General features: G+C 67.0%; 29 protein-coding genes and 2 tRNA genes. 20 read left to right on the forward strand and 11 right to left on the reverse strand.

What is annotated here, in order from left to right; translation table 11 throughout:
- Positions 1-52 precede the first annotated feature (52 nt).
- The gene (locus QQ25_RS10730) at positions 53-778 is read left to right on the forward strand and encodes a cutinase family protein (protein WP_039326152.1); all 726 of its coding nucleotides are present in this window, start codon (positions 53-55) and stop codon (positions 776-778) included.
- Between the two features lie 60 nt (positions 779-838).
- Positions 839-988: a hypothetical protein gene (locus QQ25_RS30965; RefSeq protein ID WP_157847814.1), complete on the forward strand. Its 150-nt coding sequence runs from the start codon at positions 839-841 to the stop codon at positions 986-988.
- Here QQ25_RS30965 and pdxR read toward each other — a convergent pair whose 3' ends face one another.
- Positions 989-2,386 (reverse strand): MocR-like pyridoxine biosynthesis transcription factor PdxR, encoded by a 1,398-nt coding sequence (gene pdxR, locus QQ25_RS10735; RefSeq protein WP_039378720.1) that lies wholly within the window; start codon positions 2,384-2,386, stop codon positions 989-991.
- Between the two features lie 46 nt (positions 2,387-2,432).
- Between pdxR and QQ25_RS10740 the strand changes: the two genes are divergently transcribed.
- Both QQ25_RS10740 and QQ25_RS10745 read left to right on the forward strand, forming a co-directional pair.
- Positions 2,433-2,855, forward strand: a complete 423-nt coding sequence (locus tag QQ25_RS10740) for a hypothetical protein (RefSeq protein WP_039378721.1) — start codon at positions 2,433-2,435, stop codon at positions 2,853-2,855.
- Positions 2,856-3,764: an NAD-dependent epimerase/dehydratase family protein gene (locus tag QQ25_RS10745; protein WP_039378722.1), complete on the forward strand. Its 909-nt coding sequence runs from the start codon at positions 2,856-2,858 to the stop codon at positions 3,762-3,764.
- Here QQ25_RS10745 and QQ25_RS10750 read toward each other — a convergent pair.
- Positions 3,751-4,566: a crotonase/enoyl-CoA hydratase family protein gene (locus QQ25_RS10750; protein ID WP_039378723.1), complete on the reverse strand. Its 816-nt coding sequence runs from the start codon at positions 4,564-4,566 to the stop codon at positions 3,751-3,753. The two genes, QQ25_RS10745 and QQ25_RS10750, sit on opposite strands and share 14 nt — an antisense overlap.
- 19 nt (positions 4,567-4,585) lie before the next feature.
- Here QQ25_RS10750 and QQ25_RS10755 point away from each other — a divergent pair, with 19 nt between their 5' ends.
- Entirely contained in the window at positions 4,586-5,131 is a 546-nt protein-coding gene (locus tag QQ25_RS10755) for a TIGR03086 family metal-binding protein (protein WP_082017501.1), read from the forward strand.
- Here QQ25_RS10755 and QQ25_RS10760 read toward each other — a convergent pair.
- Both QQ25_RS10760 and hisC read right to left on the reverse strand, forming a co-directional pair.
- Positions 5,128-5,589 (reverse strand): DUF4334 domain-containing protein, encoded by a 462-nt coding sequence (locus QQ25_RS10760; RefSeq protein ID WP_029108608.1) that lies wholly within the window; start codon positions 5,587-5,589, stop codon positions 5,128-5,130. The two genes, QQ25_RS10755 and QQ25_RS10760, sit on opposite strands and share 4 nt — an antisense overlap.
- Complete coding sequence (gene hisC / locus QQ25_RS10765; RefSeq protein ID WP_039378725.1) at positions 5,586-6,668, reverse strand: histidinol-phosphate transaminase; 1,083 nt, start codon at positions 6,666-6,668, stop codon at positions 5,586-5,588. Before hisC ends, QQ25_RS10760 begins: the two co-directional genes overlap by 4 nt.
- Positions 6,669-6,756: 88 nt before the next feature.
- Between hisC and QQ25_RS10770 the strand changes: the two genes are divergently transcribed.
- Together QQ25_RS10770 and QQ25_RS10775 are read left to right on the forward strand one after the other, a co-directional pair.
- Positions 6,757-6,848: transfer RNA gene (locus QQ25_RS10770), tRNA-Ser, on the forward strand.
- A 38-nt stretch (positions 6,849-6,886) separates the two neighbouring features.
- Positions 6,887-6,959, forward strand: a tRNA-Arg gene (locus QQ25_RS10775).
- A 147-nt stretch (positions 6,960-7,106) separates the two neighbouring features.
- Here QQ25_RS10775 and QQ25_RS10780 read toward each other — a convergent pair.
- Together QQ25_RS10780 and QQ25_RS10785 are read right to left on the reverse strand one after the other, a co-directional pair.
- The gene (locus QQ25_RS10780) at positions 7,107-7,451 is read right to left on the reverse strand and encodes a hypothetical protein (protein ID WP_234706227.1); all 345 of its coding nucleotides are present in this window, start codon (positions 7,449-7,451) and stop codon (positions 7,107-7,109) included.
- Between the two features lie 176 nt (positions 7,452-7,627).
- Positions 7,628-7,984, reverse strand: a complete 357-nt coding sequence (locus QQ25_RS10785) for a hypothetical protein (RefSeq protein WP_039378726.1) — start codon at positions 7,982-7,984, stop codon at positions 7,628-7,630.
- Positions 7,985-8,077: 93 nt separating this feature from the next.
- On the opposite strand from QQ25_RS10785, the gene QQ25_RS10790 reads away from it, so the two are divergent.
- Complete coding sequence (locus QQ25_RS10790) at positions 8,078-8,587, forward strand: metallophosphoesterase family protein (RefSeq protein WP_039378727.1); 510 nt, start codon at positions 8,078-8,080, stop codon at positions 8,585-8,587.
- Between the two features lie 4 nt (positions 8,588-8,591).
- On the opposite strand, the gene QQ25_RS10795 is transcribed toward QQ25_RS10790, so the two are convergent.
- On the reverse strand, positions 8,592-8,930 hold the full coding sequence (locus QQ25_RS10795) for a winged helix-turn-helix transcriptional regulator (RefSeq protein ID WP_039326128.1): 339 nt from the start codon (positions 8,928-8,930) through the stop codon (positions 8,592-8,594).
- 103 nt (positions 8,931-9,033) lie between these two features.
- On the opposite strand from QQ25_RS10795, the gene QQ25_RS10800 reads away from it, so the two are divergent.
- The 5 genes from QQ25_RS10800 (at position 9,034) to QQ25_RS10820 (ending at position 14,243) form a co-directional block, all read left to right on the forward strand.
- A complete protein-coding gene (locus QQ25_RS10800) occupies positions 9,034-9,909 on the forward strand; it encodes an NAD(P)-dependent oxidoreductase (protein WP_082017502.1) in 876 nt (291 codons plus the stop codon).
- Positions 9,906-10,772: an NAD(P)-dependent oxidoreductase gene (locus tag QQ25_RS10805; protein ID WP_039378729.1), complete on the forward strand. Its 867-nt coding sequence runs from the start codon at positions 9,906-9,908 to the stop codon at positions 10,770-10,772. The genes QQ25_RS10800 and QQ25_RS10805 overlap by 4 nt, the downstream gene beginning before the upstream one ends.
- An 88-nt stretch (positions 10,773-10,860) precedes the next feature.
- Complete coding sequence (locus QQ25_RS10810) at positions 10,861-12,003, forward strand: TIGR03364 family FAD-dependent oxidoreductase (RefSeq protein WP_039378730.1); 1,143 nt, start codon at positions 10,861-10,863, stop codon at positions 12,001-12,003.
- Positions 12,004-12,031: 28 nt separating this feature from the next.
- A complete protein-coding gene (locus tag QQ25_RS10815) occupies positions 12,032-12,730 on the forward strand; it encodes a phosphonatase-like hydrolase (RefSeq protein WP_039378731.1) in 699 nt (232 codons plus the stop codon).
- Between the two features lie 178 nt (positions 12,731-12,908).
- Positions 12,909-14,243 (forward strand): MFS transporter, encoded by a 1,335-nt coding sequence (locus QQ25_RS10820; RefSeq protein ID WP_039378732.1) that lies wholly within the window; start codon positions 12,909-12,911, stop codon positions 14,241-14,243.
- 51 nt (positions 14,244-14,294) lie between these two features.
- Here QQ25_RS10820 and QQ25_RS10825 read toward each other — a convergent pair whose 3' ends face one another.
- Positions 14,295-15,035, reverse strand: coding sequence for a GntR family transcriptional regulator (locus QQ25_RS10825; RefSeq protein ID WP_039326112.1), 741 nt, complete (start codon positions 15,033-15,035; stop codon positions 14,295-14,297).
- Positions 15,036-15,091: 56 nt separating this feature from the next.
- The gene (locus QQ25_RS10830) at positions 15,092-15,847 is read right to left on the reverse strand and encodes an SDR family NAD(P)-dependent oxidoreductase (protein ID WP_039379779.1); all 756 of its coding nucleotides are present in this window, start codon (positions 15,845-15,847) and stop codon (positions 15,092-15,094) included.
- A gap of 48 nt (positions 15,848-15,895) precedes the next feature.
- Here QQ25_RS10830 and QQ25_RS10835 point away from each other — a divergent pair, with 48 nt between their 5' ends.
- Positions 15,896-16,537, forward strand: coding sequence for a histidine phosphatase family protein (locus tag QQ25_RS10835; protein ID WP_039378733.1), 642 nt, complete (start codon positions 15,896-15,898; stop codon positions 16,535-16,537).
- A 9-nt stretch (positions 16,538-16,546) separates the two neighbouring features.
- Positions 16,547-17,569, forward strand: a complete 1,023-nt coding sequence (locus QQ25_RS10840) for a phosphotransferase family protein (protein WP_101906554.1) — start codon at positions 16,547-16,549, stop codon at positions 17,567-17,569.
- Between the two features lie 4 nt (positions 17,570-17,573).
- Here QQ25_RS10840 and QQ25_RS10845 read toward each other — a convergent pair whose 3' ends face one another.
- Positions 17,574-17,969 carry a LapA family protein gene (locus QQ25_RS10845; protein WP_039326105.1) on the reverse strand — a complete coding sequence of 132 codons (396 nt, stop codon included), beginning with the start codon at positions 17,967-17,969 and terminating at the stop codon, positions 17,574-17,576.
- Between the two features lie 155 nt (positions 17,970-18,124).
- Between QQ25_RS10845 and QQ25_RS10850 the strand changes: the two genes are divergently transcribed.
- Genes QQ25_RS10850 through QQ25_RS10870 form a run of 5 tightly spaced genes read left to right on the forward strand, consistent with a single transcriptional unit; the run spans position 18,125 to position 22,183 of the window.
- Positions 18,125-19,039 carry an ABC transporter substrate-binding protein gene (locus tag QQ25_RS10850; RefSeq protein ID WP_052235860.1) on the forward strand — a complete coding sequence of 305 codons (915 nt, stop codon included), beginning with the start codon at positions 18,125-18,127 and terminating at the stop codon, positions 19,037-19,039.
- Positions 19,036-20,142 carry an ABC transporter ATP-binding protein gene (locus tag QQ25_RS10855; RefSeq protein ID WP_039378734.1) on the forward strand — a complete coding sequence of 369 codons (1,107 nt, stop codon included), beginning with the start codon at positions 19,036-19,038 and terminating at the stop codon, positions 20,140-20,142. Before QQ25_RS10850 ends, QQ25_RS10855 begins: the two co-directional genes overlap by 4 nt.
- Positions 20,143-20,145: 3 nt before the next feature.
- Entirely contained in the window at positions 20,146-20,820 is a 675-nt protein-coding gene (locus QQ25_RS10860) for an ABC transporter permease (protein WP_039326101.1), read from the forward strand.
- Positions 20,817-21,599 (forward strand): ABC transporter permease, encoded by a 783-nt coding sequence (locus tag QQ25_RS10865; RefSeq protein ID WP_039378735.1) that lies wholly within the window; start codon positions 20,817-20,819, stop codon positions 21,597-21,599. The genes QQ25_RS10860 and QQ25_RS10865 overlap by 4 nt, the downstream gene beginning before the upstream one ends.
- Positions 21,596-22,183, forward strand: a complete 588-nt coding sequence (locus QQ25_RS10870; RefSeq protein ID WP_082017503.1) for a putative glycolipid-binding domain-containing protein — start codon at positions 21,596-21,598, stop codon at positions 22,181-22,183. Before QQ25_RS10865 ends, QQ25_RS10870 begins: the two co-directional genes overlap by 4 nt.
- Here QQ25_RS10870 and QQ25_RS10875 read toward each other — a convergent pair.
- Positions 22,146-23,090 (reverse strand): prephenate dehydrogenase, encoded by a 945-nt coding sequence (locus QQ25_RS10875; RefSeq protein ID WP_039326097.1) that lies wholly within the window; start codon positions 23,088-23,090, stop codon positions 22,146-22,148. The genes QQ25_RS10870 and QQ25_RS10875 overlap by 38 nt on opposite strands.
- Positions 23,091-23,108: the final 18 nt, after the last annotated feature.

The following is a 23,108-nucleotide window of genomic DNA, read 5'->3' on the forward strand; positions in this document are numbered from 1 at the left end:
GTGTGGGCGCGTGCTGTCGCCGTGGATCGGGTCGAGTGCTGGGTGGTCGAAAATGAACCGGATTGGTCGTTGGTTGGGTGCGGTTGCGTCTGCGGTGTTCGTGGCGGGTGGTTGTATAGCCGCTGCCGGTCAGGCTTCTGCTGACCCGTGCTCGGACGTGCAGGTGGTGTTCGCGCGCGGAACGTTCGAGCCGCCGGGCGTCGGCGGCGTCGGGGACGCGTTCGTCGATGCCCTGCGGGCCAGGACCGCCGGGAAGTCGGTCGACGTCTACGCGGTGAATTACCCAGCGTCACTTGACTTTGCGACCGCGGCCGACGGTGTCGCCGACGCCAGCAACAAGGTCAGGGCCATAGCTGCGGAGTGCCCCGACACCAAGATCGTGCTGGGCGGTTTCTCGCAGGGTGCGGCGGTGGCCGCATACATCACCGCGGATTCGGTGCCGCAGGGTTTCGTGTTGCCGCCGAGCATCACGGGCCCGCTTCCCGCGGACGTGGCTGACCATGTCGCCGCGGTGGCGCTGTTCGGCAAGCCGTCGAGCGGGTTCCTGCAGATGATCTACACCGGCGCACCCCCGATCACGGTCGGATCCCGGTACGTCGCCAAGACCGACGACCTGTGCATCCCGGAGGATCCGGTGTGCTCGCCGACCGGTGGTGACAACAACGCGCACAACTTGTACGCGGTCAACGGGCTGACGGATCAGGCTGCGGACTACGTGGTCGGCAAGCTGGGCGTCAAGCCGGCCGATCGCAGTGTCGACCAGGCTGCCGGGCGGTAGAGGCTGCCGAGCTGACGCACGCTACTGTTCGGGCAACGTTGTCCGGACAGGGGAGAGTCAGTGACGGAACAAGAGCAGCAACTTACGTTCGGCCAGAAGGCCAAGTTGGGGTGGCAGGCCGCGGGTGCGTTCGCGCGTAACCCCAAGGCGCTGGTAGCTCTTGTGAAATACAAGCTGGCCGAGCGGAAGTCGGCCAAGCGGGCGGGCTGATCACGTCGCATCCAGTTGCCTTGCCATCTCACCGAGGATCTCCACACCCGTGGCGATCTGGGTTTCGGTGAGATTGGCATAGCCGAGGATCAGCCCGGGCGGCGCTTGGTCGGGTTCGGCGTAGCACGGCGCCAGCGGCTCCAGCCGGACCCGTGACTCGGTGGCCCGGCGGGTGAACTCCTCGATGGGGAAGCCGCGCGGGAACCGCACCGTCAGGTGTACCCCGGCGGCCGCGCCGAGAACCTCGGCCTGCGGTAGGTGCCGCGAGAGCGCGGTCAGTAGGGCCTTACGGCGGGCCCCGTAGCGGCGGCGCATCTGACGCAGGTGGCGGTCATAGCCGCCGGAGGTCAGGAACTGGCTGAACGCGATCTGATCCATCACCGAACTACCGGTGTCGGCAAGGCTTTTCGCGGTCCTGACCCGACTGATCAGATGTGCGGGCACCACCATCCAGCCGATTCGTAGTCCGGGTGCCAGGGTCTTGCTGGTCGTCCCGAGGTACACGACCCGATCGGGCGCTACTCCTTGCAGTGCGCCCACCGGCGCTCGGTCGTAGCGGTACTCGGCGTCGTAGTCGTCCTCGATGATCAACCGCCCGGGCTGGGCCCACTCCAGTAGTTCGGTACGCCGGGCCGCCGAGAGCACCACGCCAGTCGGCGAGTGGTGAGCCGGGGTGGTCAGGACCGTGGTCGCAGCGCTGGCGCTCAGCGCGCCGACGTCGATGCCGTTGTCGTCCACGGTCACAGGCAAAGGGTCGACACCATTGTGCCGCAATACCATTCGGTGCAGCCAGAATCCCGGATCCTCGGTCGCCAGCGGTCCGTCGAGGCATTGGGCCAGCAGGGCGATCGCCTGTGTTGCGCCCGAGCACAACACGACCAGCCGTGGATCGGCGACCACGCCGCGAGTGCGCCGCAGGTAATCCGCCACCGCGGCGCGGGCGGCCGGTAGCCCGTACGGTGCGATGTAGCCGAAGGCGCTGGATTCGATCTCGGCCAGGCCCTGACGCAAGGCCCGCAGCCAAGCCTGACGCGGGAAGCTGGCGAGATCCGGTGAGCCCGGGGCGAAGTCGATGTCGAAGCGGGGGCGGGCACGATCGGGATCGCCGCGGCCCGCGGGGACGGGATCAACGGCTGCGACGCGGGTGCTGCCGCCCTGCCTGCTGTGCAGGAAACCCTCGGCCGCCAGCTGGCTGTAGGCCTCGACGACCATGCGGCGGGAGACCCCGAGGTCGGTGGACAGCACGCGGGTGGAGGGCATACGGGAGCCGGGCGTCAGCCGGCCGGACCGGACGGCATCGCGCAATCCGTCGGCGAGTTGTCGATGCAATGGCTGCCTGCTGTCGCGGTCGAGTTCGACCAGCAGTTCCGGGGCAGAACTGGTACCCGAATTCGCCATGGAATTGGAGCCTACTCGGAGACCACTGCGGCGTTAGCGTGATGACATGGCCAACGCTGCGCCCCCGATGGCTCGAACCCGGCGCTACCCCGACGTGGTCCTGGCCGTCTTCGGCGTCTACTCGGTGACGCTGGGTCTGTTCATGCTGCTGGCGCCGGGCACGTTCTACGACACGATCGGCGCCTTCGGCGTGCGCAACGACCACTTCATCCTCGACAGCGCGTCCTTCCAGCTGCCGCTCGGGTTGATGATGCTGGGCGCGCTCAAGTGGCCGCGGTGGCGGGTGCCCACGTTGGCCTTCGCCACCATGCACTGGGCCCTGCATTCGTTGAGCCACCTGATCGACACCAACCACGCCGCGGGCAACTGGGTCGGCTGGCTGGAGGCCGGAGGTCTGGTGTTCACCACTGTTCTGCTGGCTATTGCCTTGCGTACCAGCATGTCCGAAGAGAAGACAGGAGAATCATAGATGCGTGTCCTGGTGGCAGGTGCGACCAGTGTTCCGGGAATCCCGCTGCTGCGGGAACTGAATTCGCGGGGTCACGAGGTGATCGGTGTGACCCGCTCTCCATCGAAGACCGCCCAGATCTCGGCGGCCGGCGCCAAGCCCGTGGTGGCCGATGTGCTCGATGCGGCCCAGATCGACTCCGTGGTGGACGAATTCGCGCCCGAGGCGGTGGTGAGCCTGTTGACCACGCTGCCCAAGCTGGGGCCCAAGCGGATGAAGGATTTCGAGCCGGCCATCGAATTGTGGAGCCGGGGCGCGGGCAACCTGGTGGCCGCCGCCCAGCGGGCCGGCGTGCGCCGCGTCGTCGCCGAATCGGTGATCTTCGCCTATGGCTACGGGCCGACGGGGCCGGACGTGATCGATGAGACCGACCCGTACCCGGGTCCACCGCCGCGCGGTGGCGACGAAATGCTCGCGGCGTTGCGCGGTATGGAACGCAACGTGGTGGCGTCGGGTGAGCACAGCAAGACCGAGGGAATCGTGTTGCGCTACGGCGTTTTCTACGGCCCCGGCGTCACCCATGACGACCTGTTCCGCCGGCTGGCCAAGTGGTGGGCGATGCCTGCGCTGACCGGCACCGGGGTGCTGTCCTGGATACACATCGACGACGTGGCCAGGGCCACCGCCGACGCCCTCGACAATGGGCGGGGCGGGCAGATCTACAACATCGTCGATGACCGGCCGCAGTCGTTCGGCGACTACGTCCGCGAGCTGAACCGCAAGCTGCACCGGCCGCGACCGGTGCCGATATCGCACCGGCTGGTCGGCCTGGTTGCGCCGTACCCGGCCACCGCATTCGGCACGGCCTGGCTGCCGCTGTCGAACGCGAAGGCAAAAGCCGAGCTCGGCTGGACGCCTATTCCCCGGTGAACTGGGGCGGGCGCTTCTGGAACATCGCGGTGACCGCTTCGGCCAGATCCTTCGACGGCAGGAACGCCGAATTCCACGCGGCCACATAGCGCAGGCTCTCGGCGACCCTGGCGGTGCGCTGCTGGTCGAGTACGTCCTTCACCCCGGCGACGGTCAGCGGCGGGTTGGCGGCGATTTCAGCGGCGGTGGCGCGCGCGGCGGCCAACGAGGCATCGGCGTCGTCGTACACGTCGTTGACCAGACCGATCTTCTCGGCGCGCGACGCATCCACGTCCTTGCCCGTCAGCACCAGCTCGCGCAGGTGCCCGTCGGACAGGATCAGCGGCAGCCGCGCCAGGCTGCCCACGTCGGCGACGATGGCCAGCTTGGTCTCACGGACCGAGAACTTGGCGTCGGCGCTGGCGTAGCGGATGTCCACGGCACTGATCAGGTCGACGCCGCCGCCGATGCACCAGCCGTGGATGGAGGCGATGGTCGGGGTCCGGCAGTCGGCGACGGCAGTGATGGCGCCCTGCATCTTCCGCAGCGTGGTGTGGAAGTCGGCCCGGGCCTTCGCGCCGGCGTCCAGGCCGGGCAGCGTCGCACCCATCGCGGGCAGGTCGAGGCCGTAGCTGAAGTTCTTGCCGGAGCCGGTCAGCACGATCGCGCGTACGTCGGGGTCGTCATCGAGAGTGCCGAACACGTCGGGCATCTCGGACCAGAACGCCGGACCCATCGCGTTGCCCTTGCCGGGCCCCAGCAGCGTCACCTGGGCGACGTGGTCCTTGGTCTCGACGGAAACGGACTCGTACGTGTCGGTCATGGGGTGGACACTACCGAGTATGGATGAACTCGAGAGTGCCGAGGCCACGCTCGACGTGCTGCAACGCGTGCTGCACGGCCTCACCCCGGACGATCTGTCCCGTCGGACACCGTGTCGTGAGTTCGACGTGGCGGGGCTGACGGATCACCTGCTGAAGTCCATCACGATGATCGGCTCGGCGGCCGGGGCGCAGCTTCCCGAACGCGACCTCACCGCCTCGGTGGAGGATCAGGTGATCGCCGCGGCGCGCCCGGCCGTGGCGGCATGGCGACGACGCGGGCTGGATGGCATGGTGCCGTTCGGGCAGGGCGAGGCGCCGGCCCGGATGATGGCGCGGATCCTGTCGCTGGAGTTCCTGGTGCACGCCTGGGATTACGCGGCGGCCACGGGGCAGACGGTCGACGTGGCGGATGAGCAGCCGGAGTGTGTCCTGGGGTGGGCGCGCGAGATCATCACGCCGGAGGGGCGCGTGCGCGCCGGCTTCGACGACCCGGTTGCGCTCGGCGCGGACGCCCAGCCGCTCGACCGGCTGCTGGCCTTTACGGGCCGCCGGCCGACGGGTTAGACGCGCTGCAGGTAGAAGTAGCCGTAGCGGCCGTCTTGTAGCCCCGCCTTGCCGTTCATGATGCCCATGACGGTTGTGTCATCGACCTTCTTGAAGTGGTCGTGGATGGCTTGGCCGTCGTAGACCATGGTGGCGGTCACCTCGCCGCGAAACTCCTCAAGCCACAGGCTGGCGCCGCCCTTGCTGAGCTTCTCGTTGTTGAACTTGTTGCCGGCCTCGTCGAGGCACACGATCGGCTGCACGTCGTTCGGCGACGTCATCGTCTTTCCGAACCAGTTCGCCTTCTTCAGCAGGCCGCTGACGGGGTGGCCGGTGTCGAACGCGCCGCCTTTCCACTCGCCGAGCATGAAGTTGATGCCCGCGGGCGCCAGGACGGCCCAGAACGCGTCGAGTTCGGCGTCGGGGATCTGGCCCTCACGGCTCACGAATCCGTCGAATGTGCCGCGTGCGTCGCTCACGTGGTCTCCCCTGTCCGAGTGCCGTCGTCGCCCGCGCGCCAGTGCCGGGCGAACTCCAGAAAGGCGTCATTCTCGTGTGGGGCACCGATGGTGACCCGCACGCCGTCCTCACCGTACGGGCGCACGATGAGGCGGTTGTCGGCGGCCCTGGCCACGAAGTCCAGGGTGCGTTCGGCCAGCGGCAGCCAGACGAAGTTCGCCTGTGAGGGTGGGAACTCGAATCCGGCGTCTCGCAGCGCGGCGCTGACGCGGATGCGTTCGGCGACGACGGCGTCGGTCCGGGCCAGGAGTTCGTCGGCGGCCTCCAGGCTGGCGATGGCCGCGGCCTGGGACACGCTCGTCGCGCTGAACGGCACGTAGACCTTGCCCAGCGCGGTGATGATCTCCGGATCGGCCACGGCATACCCGACGCGGAGGCCTGCCAGCCCGTAGGCCTTCGAGAAGGTGCGCAGGACAACCACATTGCGGTGGCTCCGGACCAGCCCGAGGCTGTCGGGCACCAGCCCGTCGCGGATGTACTCCACGTAGGCCTCGTCGAGCACGATCAGGATGTCCGACGGCACCGCCGCCACGAACCGGGCCAGTGCCTCGGGTTCGACCACGGTGCTGGTCGGATTGTTCGGGTTGCAGACGAAGATCAGGCGGGTGCGGTCGGTGATCGCCGCGAGCATGGCGTCGAGATCGTGAGTCTCGTCACGCAGCGGGACCGGGACACCGGTCGCGCCGGCGGTGCGGATCTGCAGCGGATAGATCTCGAAACTGCGCCATCCGAACACCACTTCGTCCCCGGCGGCGGATGTGATTTGTATCAACTGCTGGCACAGGCTCACCGAACCGCAGCCGACGGCGATGTGCTCCGGCGCGAAGTCGACGTGCTTCGCGAGGTGTTCGCGCAGGTCCAGATACCCGTTGTCGGGGTAGCGGTTGATGTTCTCGGTGGCTTTGAGGATGGCCTCGCGCACGCTGGGAAGCGGTGGAAACACCGTTTCGTTGCTCGCGATCTTGATTGCGCCCGGGACTGTTTTGCCTGGTGCGTACGCCGGAAGATCGGCCATTTCGGGGCGCAGACGGATACTCACTTGGCCAGGATAGGGGAGGCTGTGTACTGTGTGCCCTCGGCGGTTTCGGGCGACAGGACGGAGTCCGGTACCCTCACAGAAGTTCAAAGGAGGCGTGCCAGAGCGGCCGAATGGGACTCACTGCTAATGAGTTGTCCCCCTTACAGGGGACCGGAGGTTCAAATCCTCTCGCCTCCGCCAAGGTTGATACCGTCAACCGCACAACTGAATAACGACAGGCGCCCGTAGCTCAACGGATAGAGCATCTGACTACGGATCAGAAGGTTAGGGGTTCGAATCCCTTCGGGCGCACTCTAGAAAAATCGAGGCGTGGTCTGCGGACCGCGCCTCGATTTTTGTTTGGTGCATCGAGATCGACAGCAGGGCTGCGACTCGTGCGGAACAACAACCCTGGCGTCGATCTCGGCGCAGCGGCGTCGGCTCCAGACTCGCGGCGCTCTACTCGGAGGCGACGGCTGTAGCGATGTCGAGGGCCATCTCGCGCAGGACGTCGTCGGTCACGAACTGACGGGCGGTCTGGCGGTTCAGCTTCAGCACGGAAACCAGGAGTTCGACGTGGCCGGCGACCTGGACGCGGGCCAGGTCGGACGGCAGGTGCAGACCGTGCAGATCGGCGAGGTAGCCGCGCAGCACGGTGACGCGATCGTTCATCCACGGTGACCGGCCGGCCACCGTGGACGTCGAGGTCTTCAGCTGCCCGGCATATCGGCGCTGCCGCGGCTGCTCGAACACGCCGTGGTGGCTTTGACGCGCAGACTTGGCGGGACGCGTCCGTGCTCGCACGCGGATGTCACCCTGGGGTGAAGCGCATCCCGTGAATGCCGCCGTGCGCATGACCCTGGCGGTTGCCATGGCGTGTCTGTGACCCATCGTTCCCGTACCTGCCGACAAAAGTTGTTTGCCAGTTAACTTTACGGGAATGTCTCAGCTTCAGCTCAGGTTCGGGCGTGGCCTGGGCCTCAGTTCCACAGCACCGCGATCGCCGACGCCAGCAGTGGCAGCACGCCGGCGGCGATGAACAGCGGCATGACGGGTTGGTCGCCTGCGCGACGCTGGCGCGCCGTGCCGATGCCCAGTACCGCGCCGAGCGCGACCAGGATGACCAACTTGGTGCCGATCTTCGGGTAGTTCAGGACGATGCCGGCCGGCCAGGGTGCCGCCAGGGCCAGGCCGGTGATGAGTGACAGTGTCATGCCCCAGGTCATCACCGGGGTGATCAGGAACCGTCGGGCCGCGGCCTCGGCGATCCAGGCGCCGACCATGACCGCGAAACCGAGCAGATGCGCATATACAACTACGTTGCGTAGTAGGTCCATGGTCGGAGTGTAAGCGGCGCGGCGGCGCGGGATGCCCGAACCCGCCGATGTGGTTCCAGGGCTCGCCGGTGCTGGTCACGTAGGCTCGGCTGAATGCGGCTGCTGCTCATCGCCGATACCCATGTACCCAGGCGCGCCAAGGATCTCCCCGCTCAGGTGTGGGACGAGGTGGACCAAGCGGATGTCGTTGTCCACGCCGGTGATTGGGTCGATCCCGCCCTGCTCGACGCGCTCAGCTCCCGCGCAGCACACCTGATCGGTTGTTGGGGCAACAACGACGGGGCGGAACTGCGCCGCCGGCTGCCCGAGCGTGCCGACGTGACGCTGGATGGACTGCGATTCACCGTCGTGCACGAGACGGGAGCGGCCACCGGCCGGGAGGCCCGGATGGCCCGGGACTACCCGGGCAGTGACGTCCTGGTCTTCGGGCACAGCCACATCCCGTGGGATACCACCGCGAAAACCGGTCTGCGCTTGCTGAATCCGGGTTCACCGACCGACCGCAGGCGCCAGCCGTACTGCACGTACATGACGGCACGCATCAGCGCCGGTGTGCTCGACGAGGTCACGCTGCACACACTGGACCGGACCCGAACGTCTTAGACGGCTAGCTGGCCTCTTCCGCGCAGATCAGTTCGATGTGCTTGGTGGCCCAATTGGCCAACGGTTCAAGGGATTCGAGCAACTGCTCGCCCGCGGGCGTCATGGAGTACTCCACCCGCGGCGGCACCTCGTGGTAGCTCTCGCGGTGCACCACGCCGTGACTCTGGAGTTCCTTGAGATGCTGGGTCAGCATTTTCTGGGACACCCCGGGCAGGCTCCGGTGCAGCGCGTTGAACCGCTTCGGCCCGCCTTGAAGCTCCCAGAGGATGAGCGGCTTCCACTTTCCGTCCACCACGGCGAACGCCGCATCGAGTCCGCAGGTGTACTTGCCCAGTTGGGTCATGACGGGATCCTTGCAGTTCAGGGCCAATAGTTTCGAAAAAGTAAGTATCCCACTTTTAAGTGGGTACTTGTCCTGTAGTCAGTGTCTCTCCAACGATGGTGCCATGACAACCACACGCCATTCGGTCAGTTTTCTCGGTCTGGGTGAGATGGGCTCAGCGCTGGCCCGCGCCGCGATCACAGCGGGGCACCCCACCACCGTCTGGAATCGCACCGCCGCGCGGGCCGCGGCACTCGTCGAAGAGGGCGCGACTGTTGCGGCCGATCCTGCTGAGGCTCTCGCCGCAGACCTCATCGTGGTCTGTCTGTTCGATCAGGCTTCGGTACACGAGGTGCTCGACCCGGTGGCGCACCAGCTGGCGGGGCGCCGCGTGGTGAACCTGACCACGACGTCACCGGAGGGTGCGCGCGAGCTGGCCAGTTGGGCAGCCGGGCACGGGGTCGACTATCTCGATGGCGGCATCATGGCGACGCCGGAAATGATCGCGACGCCACAGTCGGCGATCCTCTACAGCGGCTCGGCAGCGTTGTTCGAGGACCACCGGACGTTCTTCGAAATCTGGGGCAGCGCTGAGTACTTCGGTGACGACGCAGGCATGGCGTCGCTATACGACCTGGCACTGCTGTCCGCCATGTATGTGATGTTCGCCGGTTTCTTCCACGGCGCTGCGATGGTGGGCGCGGCCGGTGTTCCCGCGAAGGAGTTCGCCGCCCGCACCGCGGCGTGGCTGCCGGCCCTGATGCCTGCGATCGCCGAGTACGCCACAGTCATCGACGGCGGCGACTACTCCGTGGCCGGCCAGCAGAGTCTGCTGTTCTCCGATCTCACTGACATCGTCAACGCCAGCCGGGACCAGGGGGTCAGCACCGAAGTCGTCGACGTGGTGCAGCGGCTGATCCACCGGCAGATCGATGCGGGCCACGGCAGTGACGGCTTCGCCCGCGTCATCGAGAGCATCAAGAACGGAGTGGCCGCATGACGGTGAGCGTGCTCGGTCTGGGACCGATGGGACAGGCCCTTGCGGGCGCCCTGGTGACGGCGAAATACCCCACCACGGTGTGGAATCGGACGCCGGGCAAGGCTGACGCGCTGCTGGCGCGTGGTGCACGGTGGGCAGATACGCCGGCGGCGGCAGCTGCTGCCAGTGACCTCATCCTGGTCAACGTCGTCGATCAGGCGGCCGCGGACGCCGTGCTGGACGCCGCGGGCGATGCGATCGCGGGCCGGGTGGTCGTGGGGCTGTCTTCGGACATCCCCGATTCGGCGCACCGCACGGAGGAGCTGGTGATCGCGCGTGGGGCGCGCTATCTGGACGGAGCCATCATGACTCCGACCGATACCATCGGAACACCCAGCGCCAGCATTCTTTTCGCGGGCCCGCAGGACCTGTTCGACGCCCACCGGCCGGTGTTCGATGCGCTGGCCACGGTCAACTGGGTCGGCCCGGATGTGGGCCGGGCCGCGGCGTACGACATGGCGCTGCTCGACATCTTCTGGACTTCGATCAGCGGGTTCGTGCACGCCCTCGCGATGGCCGGTGCGCACGATATCGCCCCCGCCGAACTGCTGCCGCATGCGAGCAACATCGCCGCCATCCTGCCGCCGATCTTCGGCGAGATCGCCGAGCGCGTCGAGGCCGACCGTCACGGCGACGCCAGTGCCTCGGTGTCCTCGGTGGCCGCATCGGTCCGGCATCTGATCGCGGCGTCACAGTCGGCGGGCTTCGATGCCGGTGCGCTGGAAGCGTTCCGGGGGTACGTGGACTCCGCGGTCGCCGCCGGTCACGGCGCCGACGAGATCAGCCGGATCCGCCCGGCGGCCGTGAGCGTTTCGACGCCGTGAGGTGAACGCCGCTTTACATATATAGACACGAGGTAAAAACTTTGAACTTGTATTGACAAGTTCTGGTGATGTGGACCACAGTGGCCGCATGGGAAATCACAGCTACGACGTCGTGGTGGTCGGTGCGGGCATCGTCGGCCTGGCGCATGCGTATCACGCGCACCAGCGGGGACTGAGCGTCGCCGTCGTCGATCACGCCGACGGCGTCCTCGGCGCCTCGGTCCAGAACTTCGGGCACGCCTGCATCACCGCGCAGTCCGGGGTCGCGGGGGACTACGGCCGCAACGGTCGCAGGCACTGGCTCGATCTGTCCCGTAAGGCCGGCTTCTGGTCCGCGGAGTCGGGCACCTACTGCATCGCCCGCCACGATGATGAACGTGCGGTGATGGAGGAATTCGCCGCCGCGCGCGGCGACGGCGAGGTGCGGTTGCTGAGCCGTGAGCAGATTCTCGAACGGATTCCGGTGGTGCCCAACGGGGTCACCGGTGGCATGTACCTACCGAATGATCTGCAGGTCGACCCGCGAACGGCCGCACCGTCGATCGCCCGGTGGCTCGCCGGTGAGGGCGTCGACTTCCATTGGCGCACCGCGGCATCCGGGTTCGAGCCGGGAGTGGTGCACACGTCGCGCGGACCGCTGCGCGCAGGTACGACGTTCGTCACGGTGAACTACGACGTGGATCGGTTGTTCCCCGCGCTGGCCGAACGCGACGGCCTGCTGAGGTGCCGGCTGCACATGTTGCGCGCCCGCCTGCCGCTGGCTTTCGCTCTGCCCGCGCCGCTGTTCACCGGTTGGTCACTGCTGAGGTACTCGGGATTCGAAGGCCTCCCGAGTACCCAAGCGGTGGCCGAGCGGCTGCGCGCCGAACATCCCGACTACATCGCCATCGACCTCCACCAGATGTACACCCCGCAGCCCGATGGCTCTCTGCTGATCGGCGACACCCACTACCGCGACATCTCCGCACCGCCGTTCCAGTCTGAAGAGGGCTTCGCCGTGCTCCTCGAAGAGGCGCGGAAACTGTTCGGCGTCAACGACATCGAGGTGACAGAGCGCTGGCAGGGCGTCTACACCTCGGCGCCGGGACAAGAGTTCCTCATCGAGCAGCCCATCGAGGGCACCCATGTCGTCACCGTCACCACCGGGATCGGCATGACCACCAGCATGGGCCTGGCCTACGACAGCGTCGAGAACGCCCTTGACCGCGACAAAGTCGTCGCACACGCCTGACCGATCCACCTGACCAGAAGGGAAACCCATGAGTACCAAGACAACTGATCTGATCAGCCTCATCGTGTTCGATATGGCCGGCACCACGGTGGAGGACAGCGGGCTGGTTCAGCAGTCATTCCTGGCCGCCGACAGTCATGCGGGGCTCTCGAAGACCGACGCCGACCGGGAGGAGATGTTGCGCTACGTCTCCGACACCATGGGCCAGTCGAAGATCGTGGTCTTCCGCCACTTGGCCAAGGGCAACGAGGAACAGGCGCAGGCCGCGAACAAGGAGTTCGAGCGCTGCTACGGCCAGCTGGTGGCCGAGGGCAATTGCAGCCCCATCCCGGGTGCCGAAGAAGTCATTACATCTTTACGCTCCAGTGGCATCAAGACCGCGCTGACCACCGGGTTCGCGCGCGAAACCCAGTCGGCCATCATCGACGCCCTGGGCTGGCAGAACCTGGCGGACATCGTGCTGTGCCCGTCGCCAGGGGTGCGGGGCCGGCCGTATCCGGACATGCCGCTGACCGCACTGATGCAGACCCAGACCGATTCCGTGCGTTCGATGATCGTCCTGGGTGACACTTCCTCCGATGTCATCAGCGGATTGCGCGCGGGCGCGCGGGCCTCGATCGGTGTGCTGACCGGTGCACACAACCGGGCACAGCTCTCCGAGGCGGGCGCCACGCACATTCTCGACAGCGTCGCCGCTCTCCCCGCGCTGGTGGCAGCGCTGCGGTAACTCAACACAACAGCTCTTGCGGCGGTCGGTCGTAGGCCTGCCTCCCGACCGCCGCACCGCTCTCTCACGTCGTTCTCTTTCGAGAAACCTGCTCTTGACGTTCGGCCACAGTCTCTTGGCAATCTGCCCCGGCCCGTCAGCACACCGCCTGCAGCACGCCCACATTAGGTGCATTCTCATGACCAACGTAACGACTTCCATCACCCCGACGACAGTCCCGCGCTACCGCCGCTGGCGCATCCAGATCTTTGCGGTCACCTGGATCGCCTATGCCGGCTTCTATTTCACCCGGCAGGCCTTTTCGGTCGCCAAGCTGGGCATTCTCGAAGATCCCATCCTGTCCATCAGCCTGACGAAGAGCACCCTGGCAAACCTCGACGCCGCGTACCTCGCGGCCTACGCCGCCGGTCAGTTCATCTGGGGCCAGGTTTCGGACCGCTTCGGCCCCCGCGTCGTCATCCTCGGTGGCCTGGCGATATCGGCGATCGCCACCGTGTTCATGGGCCTGCTGCCCGCGCTGGTGTTCCTGCTGCCGCTGATGATCGTGCAGGGCCTGGCCCAGTCCACTGGCTGGTCCCCGACTCTGAGCAACATGGCCCAGTTCTTCTCGATCGGGGAACGGGGTCGCGTCCTCGGATTGTGGAGCACCAACTACGCATTCGGCGGCCTGGTGGCCGCACCGATTCTGGGCTGGGCCGCCTACGACGTGTTCGGTTCGTGGCGCGCGGCATTCTTCACCGGTGCCGCCATCGTGGTCGGGGTGTTCGTGCTCGTCCTGTTGTTCCAGCGCAACAGTCCCAAGGACGTCGGGTTGCCACCGATCGAGGAGTACCGCGCGTCGGAGGACGCTCGAGAAGGTGTCGAGCTCGATGACTCGCCCGAAGCGGAGGCCGTCGCCGAGCCGAAGCCGTCGTGGCAGGAATCGCTGAAGGCGGTGCTGAGCGACCGGATGGTGAGAACCCTTGGGGCGTCGTACTTCCTGCTCAAGCCGGCCCGCTACGCGATCCTGCTGTGGGGCCCGGTGATCGTCGCCGAGCGTCTGGTCGACGGCGACAAGTTCCAGGCCGTGGCCATCCCGGTGGCATTCGGTGTCGCGGGTGTGATCGCCCCGATCCTGCTGGGCCGGATCTCCGATCGGGTGTTCAGCGCGCGCCGCGTGCCCGCCTGTGTGATCAGCCTGGGAATCCTGGTGGCGGTGCTGGCGCTGTTCGGTCCGCTCACCGCGACCGGCAATGCCTGGGTCATGGTCGTGGTGCTCGGTCTGATCGGCCTGAGCGTCTATGGCGCCGACGCGATGATCTCCTGTGTCGCCGCGGTGGACTTCGGTACCTCCAAGCACGCCGGTACCGCGGCCGGCTTCATCAACTGCTGCGGTTCGGTGGGGGCGATCCTGGGTGGGCTGCTGCCCGGATATCTGAACACCTCGACGTTGTTCTATGGATTCGCCGCTGCCGCAATGCTTTCCATGCTGCTACTGATCCCGCACTGGAACCGCATGCCCGCCGCCGATTAGCCACCGCGAGCAGACGTGAACTCCCCTGAAAATCACGGATTTTGGGGGGGTTCACGTCTGTTCGGCGGAAGAAAATTTGGTGCGTGCGTTGACGATGCTGAATGTGACGACGTCGGGCCGGTAACGATCATCGGCGCATTCGAAGACCACGCCGTGCTGATCGCGCGAGACGCGCCGCTCGCGGAGCAGCGGGCTGCCCGGCGCGATGCCGAGGTTCGCGGCGTCGTCAGGACCGGCGGCCACCGCGTCGAGCACGTGCTCCATCGAGTCGAAGTACACGCCGCGGCTGGCCAGGTAGTCCGTCATCGAGCCGGAGTCGGTGTCGAATTCGAACAGCAGGGAACCCACCGGCTCGATGAATGTGCTGCGTTCGATCATCGCGGGTTCGCCGTCGAGCAGTCGCACGCGCAGCACCTCGACCACGAAGTCGTCGGCAGTCAAACCCAAGGGTTCCATGGCGGATTCGGGTACGCGGCGGCGCGCCACCTCGATGGTGCGATTGCCCGCGGTGCGGCCCACCCGCTCGGCCCACTGGGTGAACGGGGTGAAGGTGTCCAGGGTCTGCGTGGCGTCGTGACTGCGCACCACCGCGGGTTTGCCACGCGAGACGCGGATCAGGCCTTCGTTCTTCAGGGTGGCCAGGGCTTGGCGTACCGGGCCGCGGGACACGTCGAACTCGGCGCACAGCGCACTCTCGGTGGGCAGCGCCTGACCGATGGCGTACTCGCGGCGGGTGATGCGCTGACGCAGTTCGGCCGCGACGTGCTCGTGGCGTGAACGGGGCCCCGCCATCCGCATCACCTTCCAGTTGTCATGACAAGTTTGCCAGCTACATTACCGTGCGGTGTTCAGGGCAGGCCGCCGTCGACCCGCAGGATCGAGCCGGTGGTGAAGCTGGACGCGTCCGACATCAGAAACAGTGCGGCGCCGACGATCTCGGGCGGATTGCCGGCCCGCCGCAGGGCGAGGTGGCCGAACGGGTCGCCGGCCATGTCCCAGGCCTTGCTGACATCGGTGAGAAACGGCCCGGCCATCAGGGTGTTGACCCGCACGGTCGGCCCGAATGCCTTCGCCAGGCCTTCGGTCATGGCGTTCAGGCCGGCCTTGGCCGCGGCGTAGGGCAGCATGTACTGGTCGGGCCGCAGCGACCCAGACGAGCTGACGTTGATGATCACGCCTCTGCCGACGGCCGCCATCCGCTCACCGAGCAGAGCCGAAAGCCGGAACGGCCCTTTGAGATTCAGATTGAAAACCGAGTCGAAGAGTTTCTCGGTGACGGAGCCGAGCGACTCGTACAGCGGTGACATGCCCGCGTTGTTGACCAACACGTCGACCTTGCCGAACCGCTCATAGGTGGCCTCGACCAGACCGTCGAGTCGATCCCACCGCCCCACGTGAACCTGATAGGGCAGGGCGGCGCGACCCGTGGCGGCGGTGATCTCGTCGGCCGCGGCCACGCAGGAGTCCAGATTGCGGCTGGCGATCACGACGTCGGCGCCGCAGCGTGCCGCTCCCATCGCGATCTCACGGCCCAGTCCGCGGCTGCCGCCGGTCACCAGCACGACCCGATCGGTGAGGTCGAACAGTTCGTCGGCATAGCCCATGTCGCAGCCCTCTCCGGCCGTCCCGCACCGCGGACCTATGGTGACACGGTGCAACTGCTTCTCGTCCGACATGCTCTACCGCTCCGCAGCGAGCCCGGTCAAGGGTCCGACCCTGATCTGTCCGCCGAGGGCATCGCCCAGGCGCAGCGCCTGCCCGCGGCCCTGGCCCGGTTTCCCATCAGCCGGCTCGTCAGCAGCCCGCAGCGGCGGGCCATCCAGACCGCGGGGCCGCTGGCCGAGGAACTCGGACTGAAGGTCGACGTCGACGAGCGGCTCGCCGAGTACGACCGCGACATGTCGCACTACGTGCCGATCGAGGAGATCGCGAAGGAGAACCCCGAGGAGCTGGCCCGGCTGCTTTCGGGTCATCTGCCGAGCAGCGTCGACGAGAAGGCGTTCCTTTCGCGGATCGACGTCGCCGTCGGAGAGCTCGTGGCGAACGGCGACCACGACGGCACCGTCGCGGTGTTCAGCCACGGTGGCGTGATCAACGTGCTGCTGCACCAGATCCTCGGCACCGAGCGGCTGCTGTCCTTCCACGTCGACTACGCCTCGGTGACCCGGCTGCTGTCGTCGCGCTCGGGCAAGCTGGCCGTCGCCTCGGTCAACGGCACCGAGCACGTGTGGGATCTGCTGCCGCGGAATCGTCTCGGCGAGAGCTCGCGCGAAGAGCAACAAGCCGGGTGGTAAACAGTGACCGTGACAAAGCTGGAGGGTCTCGACCTCACCGCCCTGGACCGGCATCTGCGTTCTGAAGGCATCGCCCGCAGTGGCGAGCTGCGTGCCGAATTGATCGCCGGTGGCCGTTCCAACCTCACCTTCCGGGTGTGCGACGACGCGTCGGCCTGGGTGCTGCGCCGTCCGCCGCTGCACGGGCTGACGCCGTCCGCGCACGACATGGCCCGCGAGTACAAGGTGGTGGCGGCGTTGGCCGGCACCGCCGTCCCAGTCGCGCGTGCGGTGACGATGAGCAACGACGACTCCGTGTTGGGCGCGCCGTTCCAGATGGTCGAGAACGTCGACGGCCTCGTGGTCCGCAGTGCCTCAGAACTTGAGGCACTCGGTGACGAGCAGGTGATCGGCCACAGCGTCGACGCCCTGATCCGGGTGCTGGCCGACCTGCATGCCGTGGACCCGGAGGCGGTCGGTCTCGGCGACTTCGGCAAGCCCGCCGGCTACCTGGAACGCCAGGTGCGGCGCTGGGGTTCGCAGTGGGATCTGGTCCGGCTGCCCGACGATCCCCGCGACGACGACGTCAAGCGCCTGCACCAGGCTCTGGCGGAGTCGGTTCCGGCGCAGAGCCGCAATTCGATCGTGCACGGCGACTACCGCATCGACAACACCATCTTGGACGCACAGGACCCGACGAAGGTCCTGGCGGTGCTGGATTGGGAGCTTTCCACGCTGGGCGACCCGTTGAGCGACGCCGCTCTGATGTGTGTGTACCGCGACCCGATGTTCAACCTGATCCTGAGCATGGAGGCGGCGTGGAGTTCACCGCTCATGCCGTCGGCCGACGAGCTGGCCAACCGCTATTCGGTGCAATCGGGTCAGGATCTGGCGCACTGGGACTTCTACATGGCGCTGGCCTACTTCAAGGCGGCGATCATCGCCGCGGGCATCGACTTCCGCGCACGACAGGGCTCCGAGGCACCGGGTGGTTCCAGCGTCGGCGAGGCGGTGGCCCCGGCCATCGCCTCGGGCCTGCGCGCCATCGGCTGACGGCTCAGCTGCGCTGCGCGGCCTTGAAGTTCTTCTTGGCCGCCCGGCGCAACTGGAAGATCCGTGCCGACCCGGCGGCGACCGTCAGCAACCCGCCGGCCACGGCGGCACCGAGGATCGCCACGCCCGTCGGCAATGACCAGTGCCAGCTGAGGAACGTCATCGGGACTGGATCGGTGTTCTGTGCGATGAAGATCAGCAGCACGATCAGCACCAGGAAGCCCAGGATCAGGGCTGACCACAAGGCTCCGGCGCGGGTGAGTTTGGGCTCGGTGGCCTTACCGGTTTTGGCCGGGGTTTTGCCGGGCTCGGGGGCTTTGGCTGGGTCGGGTGCCGCGGGGTCCGGTATGGCCGCAGTGGGCTCGGGCAAATCGGGCGATGCAGACGGATCGCTGGTCATGTTGCCATCTTTGCCCGTTGAGGCGACAAAGCAAACCACCGTGGGGTAAAGCGCGGCGGCATGTCGGGTGTGCCGTTAGGGTCGTCAGAGGCCGATCGTCCAGCCGCCGTCGCCGAAAGGACGCGCCTGTGCAGCGCAAACCCCTGGCAATCGCGATGACCCTGCTCGCCCTGATCGTGCCGCTGGCGGTGGCCTGCGGAAGCGCCAATCCGCTGGGCGGCGGACCTATCTCGGGCGACCTCAAATCGATCACTGTCGGCTCCGCCGACTTTCCGGAGTCGAAGATCATCGCCGAGATCTATGCCCAGGCTCTGGAGGCCAATGACTTTCAGATCCGCAGGCAGTTCGGTATCGGTAGTCGTGAGACGTATGTGCCTGCGGTGCAGGATCACTCGATCGATCTGATCCCCGAGTACACCGGAAATCTCCTGCAGTACTTCGACGCGGAGGCGACTGCCACCACCTCCGATGAGGTTCTGATCGCGCTGTTCAAAGCTCTACCGGGGGATCTGTCGATCCTGTATCCCTCGCCCGCCGAGGACAAGGACACGCTCGCGGTGACTGCCGAGACCGCCCGGCGCTGGAACCTGAAGACCATCGCCGATCTGGCGGCGCATTCGGCGGAGGTGAAAGTCGGTGCCCCATCGGAGTTTCAGACCCGCCAAACGGGTTTGGTCGGTCTGAAGTCCCGGTACGGCCTCGACATCGCGCCGGTCAACTTCGTCGCGATCAGCGACGGCGGCGGGCCTGCCACCGTGCAAGCGCTGAACAGCGGCGCCGTCACGGCCGCGAACATCTTCAGTACGTCACCGGCCATCGAGCAGCACAACCTGGTGCCGCTGGAGGATCCCAAGAACGCCTTCCTGGCCGCCAACGTCGTTCCGCTGGTGGCCTCGCAGAAGATGTCCGATGAACTCAAGACCGTGCTCGACGCGGTGTCGGCCAAGCTCACCACCGAGGCACTGATCGAGTTGAACACCGCGGTGGAAGGCAACGCCGGGGTCGATCCCGACGAGGCCGCCGAAAAGTGGATTCGGGACAACGGATTCGACAGGGCGATGATCAAGTGATCACTTTCGAGAACGTCACCAAGCAGTATCCGGACGGCACGGTCGCCGTCGACAGCCTCAATCTGGAAGTGCCGCAGGGCACTCTGACGGTGTTCGTCGGTCCGTCGGGCTGCGGCAAGACCACCTCGATGCGGATGATCAACCGGATGATCGATCCCACCTCCGGCACCCTCACGGTCAACGGAGAGGACATCAGCACGGTCGACCCGGTCAAGCTGCGGCTCGGGATCGGCTATGTCATCCAGAGTGCCGGGCTGATGCCGCATCTGCGGGTGGTCGACAACGTCGCGACGGTGCCGGTGTTGCGGGGTGAATCGCGGCGCAGCGCGCGCAAGGCCGCGATCGGGGTGATGGAACGGGTGGGGCTCGACCCGAAACTGGCCGACCGCTATCCGGCGCAGCTTTCGGGCGGGCAACAGCAGCGCGTCGGGGTGGCCCGCGCGTTGGCCGCGGACCCGCCGATCCTGTTGATGGACGAGCCGTTCAGCGCGGTCGACCCGGTGGTGCGCGAGGATCTGCAGGCCGAAATCCTGCGATTGCAAAGCGAATTGCGCAAGACCATCGTGTTCGTCACCCACGACATCGACGAAGCGGTCAAACTCGGGGACAAGGTCGCGGTGTTCGGCCGCGGCGGGGCCCTGCTGCAATACGCCGATCCCGCGTTTGTGTTGTCGAACCCCGCCAACGAACTCGTATCGGGATTCGTCGGCGCCGACCGCGGTTACCGCGGTCTGCAGTTCTTTCACGCCAGCGGCCTGCCCCTGCACGAGATCAAGCACGTCGACGCGGACGACATCGATGCGCTGAACCTGAGCCCGGGGGAGTGGCGGTTGGTGATCAAATCCGGCACGCCGTTCGCGTGGATCAACGCCGAGGGCGTCGAGGTGCACCGCAACGGCAATGAGCTCTACGACAGCACCATCGGCGGCGGTTCGTTCTTTCCCCCCGACGGCAACCTGCGGCAGGCGCTGGACTCCGCGCTGTCCTCACCGAGCGGCCTCGGTGTGGCGGTCGACGAGGACGGCCGGCTCCTCGGGGGTGTGCGCGCCGACGATGTCCTGGAGGCGCTCAAGCAGCAGCGCCGCGTTCCGGAGCTGGGGTAGCCCATGCGATATCTGCTGAACCATCTCGACGACCTGTGGGTGCTGACCGTCGTGCACCTGCGGTTGTCGTTGGTACCGATCGTGCTGGGGCTGCTGATCGCCGTGCCGCTGGGAGCGGCGGTTCAGCGCACCACCGCGCTGCGGCGGATGACCACCCTCACGGCGAGCATCATCTTCACCATCCCGTCGCTCGCACTGTTCGTGGTGCTGCCGCTGATCATCCCGACCCGCATCCTGGACGAGGCCAATGTCATTGTGGCGCTGACGCTTTACACCACGGCACTGTTGGTGCGGGCGGTGCCCGAGGCGCTCGACGCGGTCCCCGAACAGGTGCGTGACGCGGCGACGGCGGTCGGCTACCGGCCGCTGTTGCGGATGCTCAAGGTCGAACTTCCGCTGGCCATCCCCGTGCTGACGGCAGGGTTGCGCGTTGTCGCGGTCACCAACATCTCGATGGTGTCGGTGGGCTCGGTGATCGGCATCGGCGGCCTGGGCACCTGGTTCACCGAGGGTTATCAGTCCAACAAGAGTGACCAGATCATCGCCGGGATCATCGCGATCTTCGTGCTGGCCGTCGTGATCGACAGCCTGATCATGTTGGCAGGCAGGGCGATCACGCCGTGGAATCGCCAGCCGAGCCCGTCTCGCACGTCCCGTCGTCTAGAGGCGGCCGCATGAACTTCCTGCAGCAGGCACTCGACTTCATCTTCAGCGCCGCCAACTGGGGCGGGCCCGCCGGACTGACGGCGCGCATCGTCGAACATCTGCAGTACACCGGGGTCGCGGTCCTGGCCTCGGCCCTGGTCGCGATCCCCGTCGGCCTGCTCATCGGGCACACCGGCCGCGGCACCTTCCTGGTCGTCACCGGGGTCAACGCACTGCGCGCCCTACCCACCCTCGGCGTGCTGCTGCTCGGGGTGCTGTTGTGGGGGCTGGGCCTGGTGCCGCCGACGGTCGCCTTGATGCTGCTGGGCATCCCGCCGCTGTTGGCGGGCACCTATGCAGGGATCGCGAACGTCGATCCTGCCGTCGTGGACGCGGCGCGCTCGATGGGCATGACCGAGCGCCGGGTGCTGTTCGGGGTCGAGGTGCCCAATGCACTGCCGTTGATCGTGGGTGGGCTGCGCACCGCGACGCTGCAGATCGTGGCGACGGCGACGGTCGCCGCGTATGCGAGCCTCGGTGGCCTTGGCCGGTACCTCATCGACGGCATCAAGGTGCGCCAGTTCCACATCGCTCTGGTGGGTGCGCTCATGGTCACGGCGTTGGCCCTGATCCTCGATGCCGCGCTGGCGTTCGCGGTGTGGTTGTCGGTGCCCGGTAGTGGCCGGTTGGGGGGCCGGCGCCGGATTCCGCAGCCGTTGCTCGGTGATGAGGTCGCGCTCGAGTCGCGTGCGGCGGGGAGTTCCGGACTCGGCTACGACGGCCGTGCCTCGTCGCATACGGTATACGGGTGAGCGACCAGAAGGACCGTGCCTGGCCTGCAGTGCTGACATGGCGGGCGCACGACGTATCGCGGATGGAGTCTGTTCGGGTTCAGTTGTCGGGCAAGCGAATCAAGGCCTACGGCCGGATCGTGGCCGCCGCCGCCGAGTCTCATCCGGCGTTCTCGGCCTCCTACGACCTGATCACCGACGAGACCGGCGCCACCAAGCGACTGTCGCTCACCGTCACACTGGCCGAACGGGAACGCCAGCTCTCCATCGCCCGCGATGAGGAGAACATGTGGCTGGTACAGGACCACACCCAGACGAAGCGCTCAGATTACGGCGGTGCGCTCGACGTCGACGTCGTGTTCAGCCCGTTCTTCAATGCGCTGCCCATCCGGCGCACCGGCCTGCACGAGCGGGCTGAGTCGATGACCCTGCCCGTCGTCTACGTGCGATTACCGGACTTCTCGGTCGAGACGGCCGACATCAGCTACAGCAGTTCCGGCCCGGGCGCCGGGGTGAAGCTGCATTCGCCGGTCGCCGACACCACCATCACGGTGGATTCCGACGGTTTCATCCTTGATTACCCAGGACTGGCAGAGCGGATCTGATCACCCCACCGGCTCGTCCGGCGGCCGCCAGCTCGGCCCGCCAGTTGTCCGTGCCCACCACCGTCGTCATGATCTCGGGGCGGCTGAAGCTGTCGTAGCGCATCCGGGCGGCGTGACCGGTGTCGACCAGATCGGCAACCGAACCCGTGGCGGCCAGGACGTCCTTGGCGCGGGTCAGCAGTTCGATGCCGCGCTCCAGGGTGGGCAGCAGCTGGTCGGCGTTGGCCTCGCACATGGCCCGCACCAGGTGCGGTGCGGTGGCCGCGACCCGGGTGCCGTCGCGGAACGACCCGGCGGCCAGGGCGAAGGCCAGCGGCACCTCACCGGCCATCAGGGCCAGGGTTTCGGCGAACAGGTGCGGCAGATGCGAGATGGCGGCCGCGGCGGCGTCGTGCTCATCGGAGCGGGCCGGCACCACGACCGCGTGGCAGTCCAGTGCGAGCTGGGTGACCAGCGACCAGACCCGCGCGTCGACGTGATCGTCCACGCTGACCACCCATGGGGCGCCGGTGAAAAGTGCGGCGTCCCCGGCCGACCAGCCCGAATGCGCCGTGCCTGCCATCGGATGGCCACCGACGAAGTTCGGTAGCAGGTCCGCACGGCGCACCTCGTCGAGCACTGCCCCCTTCACGCTGATGACGTCGGTCAGCGGGCACAGCGGCGCGGACTGCTTGACGTGGGCGAGGATCTGCGGCAGCGCCGGCATCGGCACCGCCACCACGATCAGCGCGTCGCGGTCGGCGGCCCGGCCCAAAGCCTCATCGAGATTCTCGGTGGCGTCGAACCCGTCGAACCTCGCGGCCGCGACGGCCTCCATCGACCGGTTGTAGCCGAAGACCTCGCGGCCGGCTCCGGCGGCGGCCCGCATCAGCGATCCACCGATCAGGCCGAGGCCCACCACGCACACGGGGGTGTTCGTCACGCA

The sequence above is a fragment of the Mycolicibacterium setense genome (assembly GCF_000805385.1).
Classification (GTDB): Bacteria; Actinomycetota; Actinomycetes; order Mycobacteriales; family Mycobacteriaceae; genus Mycobacterium; species Mycobacterium setense.